The 6400-nt window shown below is 70.8% G+C and carries 9 protein-coding genes; 6 read left to right on the forward strand and 3 right to left on the reverse strand.

The window, feature by feature from the left end; all coding sequences use genetic code 11:
* Positions 1 to 69: 69 nt before the first annotated feature.
* From E3O39_RS01250 to E3O39_RS01265, 4 genes are all read left to right on the forward strand, one after another.
* Positions 70 to 1170, forward strand: a complete 1101-nt coding sequence (locus E3O39_RS01250; RefSeq protein ID WP_134449578.1) for a M4 family metallopeptidase — start codon at positions 70 to 72, stop codon at positions 1168 to 1170.
* Positions 1167 to 1436, forward strand: coding sequence for a protealysin inhibitor emfourin (locus tag E3O39_RS01255; protein WP_134449577.1), 270 nt, complete (start codon positions 1167 to 1169; stop codon positions 1434 to 1436). The genes E3O39_RS01250 and E3O39_RS01255 overlap by 4 nt, the downstream gene beginning before the upstream one ends.
* A 152-nt stretch (positions 1437 to 1588) precedes the next feature.
* The gene (locus E3O39_RS01260) at positions 1589 to 2014 is read left to right on the forward strand and encodes a pyridoxamine 5'-phosphate oxidase family protein (protein WP_134449576.1); all 426 of its coding nucleotides are present in this window, start codon (positions 1589 to 1591) and stop codon (positions 2012 to 2014) included.
* Entirely contained in the window at positions 2014 to 2859 is an 846-nt protein-coding gene (locus E3O39_RS01265; RefSeq protein WP_134449575.1) for an SDR family oxidoreductase, read from the forward strand. Before E3O39_RS01260 ends, E3O39_RS01265 begins: the two co-directional genes overlap by 1 nt.
* 28 nt (positions 2860 to 2887) lie before the next feature.
* On the opposite strand, the gene E3O39_RS01270 is transcribed toward E3O39_RS01265, so the two are convergent.
* Positions 2888 to 3295: a hypothetical protein gene (locus E3O39_RS01270; protein ID WP_134449574.1), complete on the reverse strand. Its 408-nt coding sequence runs from the start codon at positions 3293 to 3295 to the stop codon at positions 2888 to 2890.
* 67 nt (positions 3296 to 3362) lie between these two features.
* On the opposite strand from E3O39_RS01270, the gene E3O39_RS01275 reads away from it, so the two are divergent.
* A complete protein-coding gene (locus E3O39_RS01275; protein WP_241975325.1) occupies positions 3363 to 3647 on the forward strand; it encodes a DUF167 domain-containing protein in 285 nt (94 codons plus the stop codon).
* A gap of 33 nt (positions 3648 to 3680) precedes the next feature.
* Here the strand turns inward: E3O39_RS01275 and E3O39_RS01280 are convergent, their stop codons facing one another.
* On the reverse strand, positions 3681 to 4052 hold the full coding sequence (locus E3O39_RS01280) for an FKBP-type peptidyl-prolyl cis-trans isomerase (protein ID WP_174774824.1): 372 nt from the start codon (positions 4050 to 4052) through the stop codon (positions 3681 to 3683).
* Positions 4053 to 4278: 226 nt separating this feature from the next.
* Entirely contained in the window at positions 4279 to 5499 is a 1221-nt protein-coding gene (locus E3O39_RS01285; protein ID WP_134449572.1) for a PrsW family intramembrane metalloprotease, read from the reverse strand.
* 295 nt (positions 5500 to 5794) lie between these two features.
* Here E3O39_RS01285 and E3O39_RS01290 point away from each other — a divergent pair.
* A partial coding sequence (locus E3O39_RS01290) for a bifunctional transcriptional activator/DNA repair enzyme AdaA (protein ID WP_134542304.1) occupies positions 5795 to 6400 on the forward strand: 606 nt, incomplete at its 3' end.

Below are 6400 nucleotides of genomic sequence, written 5' to 3' on the forward strand. Positions count from 1 at the left end.
CCCGGTGTTCTCCACAGCCGGGGGCGCGGAACCCGTGCGTTTGTCTGCGCTCAGTGACACACTCGAGCCATGAGCAGCAGAGAGCATGGGATCCGATGCGCCATCGTTCCGCCGTACCTCCTGGTTCGGCTCGCGAGACTCGACGACCCGCGGTACGCGGCCGCCGCCGACGCGGCGAGGCACTCGCTCCTGCGGGACGCGCCGCTGCGCGAGCGACGGAGCACGACGCATCCGCCGACCGTGCACCCGGCCGCCCGCGGCGGGGCAGCCACTCCCGGTGAGCTCGACAGGGCCGTTTCGGATGCCGGCGGCCTCGAACGCCTGCCCGGTCGCCTGGTGCGGTCGAAGGTCCAGGCCCCCGTCGGTGATGTCGCGGTGAACGAGGCCTGGGACGGCCTCGGCCACACCCATGACCTGTTCTGGACCGGGTTCGGGCACGACTCGATCGACGGCCATGGACTGCCCCTCGAGGCGAGTGTGCACTACGGCCGCAACTACGACAACGCCTTCTGGGACGGCGAGCGGATGGTCTTCGGCGACGGCGACGGCGAGGTGTTCAACCGGTTCACGGCGTCACTGACGGTGATCGGCCACGAGCTCACCCACGGGGTCACCCAGTTCAGCGCCAACCTCGCCTATGAGGGACAGTCGGGGGCCCTCAACGAATCCGTGTCCGACGTGTTCGGGTCGCTCGTCGAGCAGTTCGCACTCGGGCAGTCCGTCGCAGAGGCGAGCTGGCTGATCGGTGCCGGCCTCTTCACCGACCAGGTCCAGGGCGCGGCGCTGCGCTCGCTCAAGGCGCCGGGAACGGCGTACAACGACGACGTGCTCGGCATGGACCCGCAACCGTCGGACATGAGCGGCTACGTCGATTCCGTGGACGACAACGGAGGCGTGCACCTGAACTCGGGTATCCCGAACCGGGCGTTCTACCTCGTGGCCGCCGAGCTGGGCGGAAACGCGTGGGAGGGCGCCGGCCGGATCTGGTACGACACGCTCACGAGCGGAACGCTGCGGCCCCGCGTCGACTTCTCCGGGTTCGCCCGCGCAACCGTGACGGCCGCGACCAGGCGATTCGGCCCCGGCTCCCGCGAGCACAGCGCTGTCGTGGCCGGCTGGAGTGGTGTCGGGCTCGGGAAGGGACTCGGCGGAGTAACATCGCGGGCATGAAGGTCATCGTTTCGCGAAGCGGTGGCATCGCCGGAGTGCGGGTCACCTGGGAGGTCCAGGTCGACGAGCAGGCCGACGCGGCGGCGTGGACCGATTTTCTCGCGTCCCTGCCCTGGGACGACGTCGTCGAGAGGGCGCCGGAACCGGACCGCTACGTGTACCGCATCCGGTGCGCCCCCCACGAAGTCGTGCTCGCGGAACCGGACCTCTCCGGCCCGTGGCGGCAGCTCGTCGACCGGGTGCGCACCACGCACGACCGCGACTGAGGCCCGGACCGCCCTGCACCGGCTGCGCGCGGGGGTCGCGTCGGCCCGGTTTCGAGGCGGTGCGGCCCGACCGGGACATTCGGGTCTGCCGTGAGTTCACGTCGACAGCGGAGGGTGGTGGCGGAGCACCCGGTTGCGTGGGAATATGAACCATGGAAACCAACGACCTGTATCCGGTGCATGTCCTCGACGATGAGGAATGCTGGGACCTCCTGATCTCCTCGAGCTTCGGTCGCCTCGCCCTCAGCATCGCGGGCGAACCGGACATCTACCCGGTCAACTTCGTCGCCGCCGACCGGCGTCTGGTCTTCCGCACCGCGGAGGGAACCAAGCTCCTCGAACTCACCGTCAACAACAAGGTCGCCTTCGAGACGGACGGAATCGGACGCGACGAGGCCTGGAGCGTCGTCGCGAGGGGCCACGCACGGGTGCTGGAACAGCAGACCGACATCGATGCCGCCGACCAGCTGCCGTTGCGCCCGCTCATCCCGACGCTCAAATACATCTACGTGGAGATCATTCCCGAGACGGTGAGCGGCCGCCGATTCCAGCTCGGACCAGAACCCGAACGGTACTGATGAGCGGCCCGGCCGTCCCCGGCACCGTCCTGGTCACCGGGACCTCCTCGGGCATCGGGCTCCAGGCCGCGGTCGCGGCCGCCCGCGCAGGACACACCGTCGTCGCGACCATGCGCACCCTCGAGGGAGCCCGCGCCCTCCGCAGCGCGGGCGAAACGGCGGGCGTGAACCTCGACATCCGCCGCCTCGACGTGACGGAGCCCGCGTCGATCACCGAGGTCGTCGCGCACATGCTCGACCGGTACGGCCGGATCGACGCCCTGGTGAACAACGCAGGGGCCGGCCACGTCGGCACCATCGAGAACGAGGGCCTCGACGTCGTGCGCGCGGTCATGGAGGTCAATTTCTTCGGTGTCGTGAGCGTCACCCGCGCGGCGCTGCCGCACCTTCGGCAGAGCCGCGGCCGGCTGATCACCGTCACGAGCGTCGGCGGCGTCGTCGGCCAGCCGTTCAGCGAGGCGTACTGTGCGGCGAAATTCGCGGTCGAGGGATTCATGGAGAGCCTCGCCCCCGTCGCGGCGACCGCCGGTGTCACGGTCACGGTCGTCGAACCCGGCGCGGTCGCATCGTCGTTCGTCGACAACGTCGGCCTCGACCCGCGCGCCAGTCCGCCGAACGATCCGTACGCATCCGCCCTCGCGGGGTACCTCGCCAGGGCCGCGCAGTCATTCAGTGCCGCGCAGTCAGCGGAGAGCGCCGGGGCCTTCGTCGCCGCGCTACTCGACGGCGAGCGTCCGCCGTTCCGGGTGCAGACCTCCGACGCGGCGCGCGCGTTCGTCGGCGTCAAGCTCGCTGATTCCGACGGCTCAGCGGTGCAGCGCATGACCACGGCCTGGCTCGATTAGCAGCAGGCTCGACGGGCAGCAGGCTCGACTAGCGGCTGAGGCGCAGGAGGCGGAGCACCGCCAGCCCGTAGGCATCCGCCGCGTCGGTCGCCTCGACGGCCTCGAGCACCCCGGCGAGCAGCGCGGTGACCCGATAGGCGTCGTCGCCGAGCCGCTCGAGGGAGTGGAATGCACCCCCGAGCATCTCCCGGAGCTGGTCCTCCCGGGGGAGCCAGAGGGCGTCCTCGAGGGCGAGCGAGTCGAGTGCCCACTCGGTCGTGCCGTTGAAGCCGAGGATGGTGCCGGTGTCGAATTCATGCGGTTCGATGGTCATCTCGCTGACCGTGAACACCTCGACGTCGAAGCCGGCCCTTTCGATCCGGAACGCGTCGCCTGAGGCGGGCCGCCAGGCCAGTCCGGCGGCTTCGAGGGCACGTGCGCAGTCGATTGAGATCATGGGACATTCTCGTCCGGACGATCGCAGACCACTAGCGTTGAAGGGAAGAGTTTTCAGGAGGCAGTCCGTGACCCGAACCGTGAACCTGACGGTGCACGTCAAGCCCGGCAGCCGCAAGGGCCCGCTCGTCGCCGTCGACGACCCGGACTCACTCGGCACTCCCGCGGCGACGAGCGCGCCGACGGATGCCTCGCTCACGGTCTACCTGCAGCAGCGGGCCGTCGAGGGCGCCGCCAACGACGCCCTCGTCAAGCTGCTCGCGAAGCACTTCGCCGTCTCGAAGAGCGCCGTCACGATCGTGCGCGGACACACCTCGCGGGTTAAACACGTGCGCATCGACCACGAGTCGTGATCGATGCGCACGGGTTGCGGGTGAGTGCGCGGCCTAGCTGACGCCGCGCAGGTCGATCACGAAGATGAGGGTCTGGCCGGAGAGGCGGTGTCCTCCGCCGGCGGGCCCGTACGCCAGGTGCGGCGGCACGACGAGCTTGCGACGCCCGCCGACCTTCATGCCGGGGATGCCCTGCTGCCAGCCCGCGATGAGCGAGCGCAGCGGGAAATTGATCGACTGGCCACGGCTCCACGAGGAGTCGAATTCGTCGCCGGTGTCGTATTCGACGCCGAGGTAGTGCACGTCGACGGTCGCGCCGGCGGTCGCCTCGGCGCCCTCGCCAACCACGATGTCGGCAATGGTGAGCTCCGTGGGCGCTGGGCCCTCCGGTGCGTCGAGTTCGGGCTTGGTGTTCAGATCAGTCATGCACCCATCCAATCGGATTTCCCGGCATCATGCACGCTGGAAATTACCCCTTGCGCGAACGGCACCGGAGGGCGCACGATATCAGCAGGAACTCGTCATCCGGGAGAGTCGTCGGCAGTGCCACGCCACCGGATGACGAGTTCACTCGTTAACCGGCCGCGGGTCGACCGGTCGCGGGTCGACCGGCCGCGGGCGGCATCAGCCCTCTGAGAGCGGATGCCGGGCCTCAGCCGATCACGACCGCCCGGTGCGCCTCGACGAGAGCGAGAAGCTCGGCCTCGTCGGCGCGGGCGACCCGGTCGGCGGTGCCGTTCAGCATCCGCTGCCTGGCGAAGGCGAGCCGGGTCGCGTCGGCGATGAACAGGCGCATCGCGAGGCGACGTTCCCGTGGCTGCCGGGCGGCCCAGGCGCGCGCCTGCCGCCGCCCGGGTCCTGTCGCGAGCATCGAGACTTCCCTGGACGTGAACCAGCCGGCCACCGCGTACTCGCCGAGCCTGGCGACGGTGATCTTTTCCTCCTGGCGCCGGAGCAGCACGACGGCGACGATGTACCCGATGAAGAGCGGGAGCTGCACGAGCAGGTAGTAGAAGAGAAGCGCGGAGTCGTTCGTGAGCAGGTAGGCGGCGCCGTTCCAGAGGCCGTGCAGGGCGACCGCGAGCGCGAATCCGGCGAGAACGATGAGGACCCGGCCGAGCGCACCGCCGGCCCTGCGCCGGCTCACGATGCCGAACGCGATCCCGGTGCACGCGGTGAACGTGACGTGGGCGAACGGCGAGAAGACCCCGCGGACGAGGAACGTGAAACCGAGCCCGTCTGCACCGCTCTCGAGCATGGCCACGCCGAAGTACTGGATGTTCTCGGAGAACGCGAAACCGGCCGCGATCGTCGCCGCATAGACGATGCCGTCGACGGGCCCGTCGAACGTGCGCCGGAGCACGAGGAACAGCACCAGGATCCCGACGCCCTTCGCGCCCTCCTCGACGAGGGGCGCCTGCAGCACGGCGGCGAACGCATCCGTGCCCGAGCCCGCGCCGCCCGCCTCCGAGCCGGCGCGGGAGCTCCCCGCCGCGGCGAGCGCGAGCTGCACGCCGAGGTCGAAGACGAGGGCCGTGACGACGGAGATGCCGGCTCCCCAGAGGAACGCGAACCAGAGCGCGGGTCGGGGTTCCGGCTCCCAGCGATCGATCCAGCGCACCACGAGCAGGATGCCGGTGAGGGGCACGAGGGCGAGCAGGAGGCAGAGCACGAGGGCGGACGGACCGAGGAACGTGGAGAGGTAGACGAGGACGAGCAGGAGCGCCAGGCTCCCGAAGACGAGCCCGATGATCGTCAGTGCGATCAGGCCGCCCGGGGTACGGCGCACGGGAGCGGTCCACACCGGGGCGACGGGCGTCACCGGCCCGCCGAGGAGTGGGGCGGCGGAACCGGGTGCGGGCTCAGGCGTCATGACCCACAGGATACCGGGCGGGGCGGTTGCGGTTCTGACCGCATTCGGGGGTCGCGGACAGACCACGCGGTCCCGCGCGGGGCTTGTGCCGGGTTCGTGGGAGGCCGTCGGGCGGGCGCGCGATGTCCGAATTCCGCTACCGACCTCGGGTCGGGAATGGCAGGCTGGAGGGGTGAACCCTTCCGACGCCACGAGACGCACGCCCGGCCGATCCGGAACGACCGGCCGCTCCGGCGTCGCAGAGCGCGGCGACGACCGCCTCGCCGACCCGGTCTTCGCCGAACGGTACCGAGCGATGAGCTCCCGCGACGCGCGGTTCGACGGCCAGTTCATCACGGGCGTGCACTCGACCGGGATCTACTGCCGGCCGAGCTGCCCGGCGGCGACCCCGCGGCCAGGCAACGTCTCCTTCTACCTGACGAGCGCAGCGGCGCACGAGGCCGGCTTGCGCGCCTGCAAGCGCTGCCTGCCCGACGCGGTGCCCGGCTCCCCTGACTGGAACACCAGGGACGACCTCGCGGCGCGCGCGATGCGCCTGATCGACGACGGCACCGTCGAACGCGACGGCGTACCCGGCCTCGCCCGCCGCCTCGGCTACACCCCGCGCCACCTCACCCGGGTACTCGTCGCCGAGCTCGGCGCCGGTCCTCTCGCCCTCGCCAGGGCGCACCGCGCCCAGACCGCGCGCCTGCTCCTGCTCGGCACCGCCCTCCCGATCAGCGAGGTCGCCTTCGCCGCGGGATTCGGCAGCGTTCGCCAGTTCAACGACACGATCGCCGCGGTCTACGAGCGCACCCCGGGGGAGCTGCGCCGCTCTGCCCGCGCGCCGCGTGCGGGCAACACCGCCGGCGCACCCCGGGCCGCAGCCCGGGCGGCGACCGCGGCCGAGGCGACCGCCACC

Source organism: Cryobacterium sp. MDB2-A-1, assembly GCF_004402675.1.
GTDB lineage: Bacteria > Actinomycetota > Actinomycetes > Actinomycetales > Microbacteriaceae > Cryobacterium > Cryobacterium glucosi.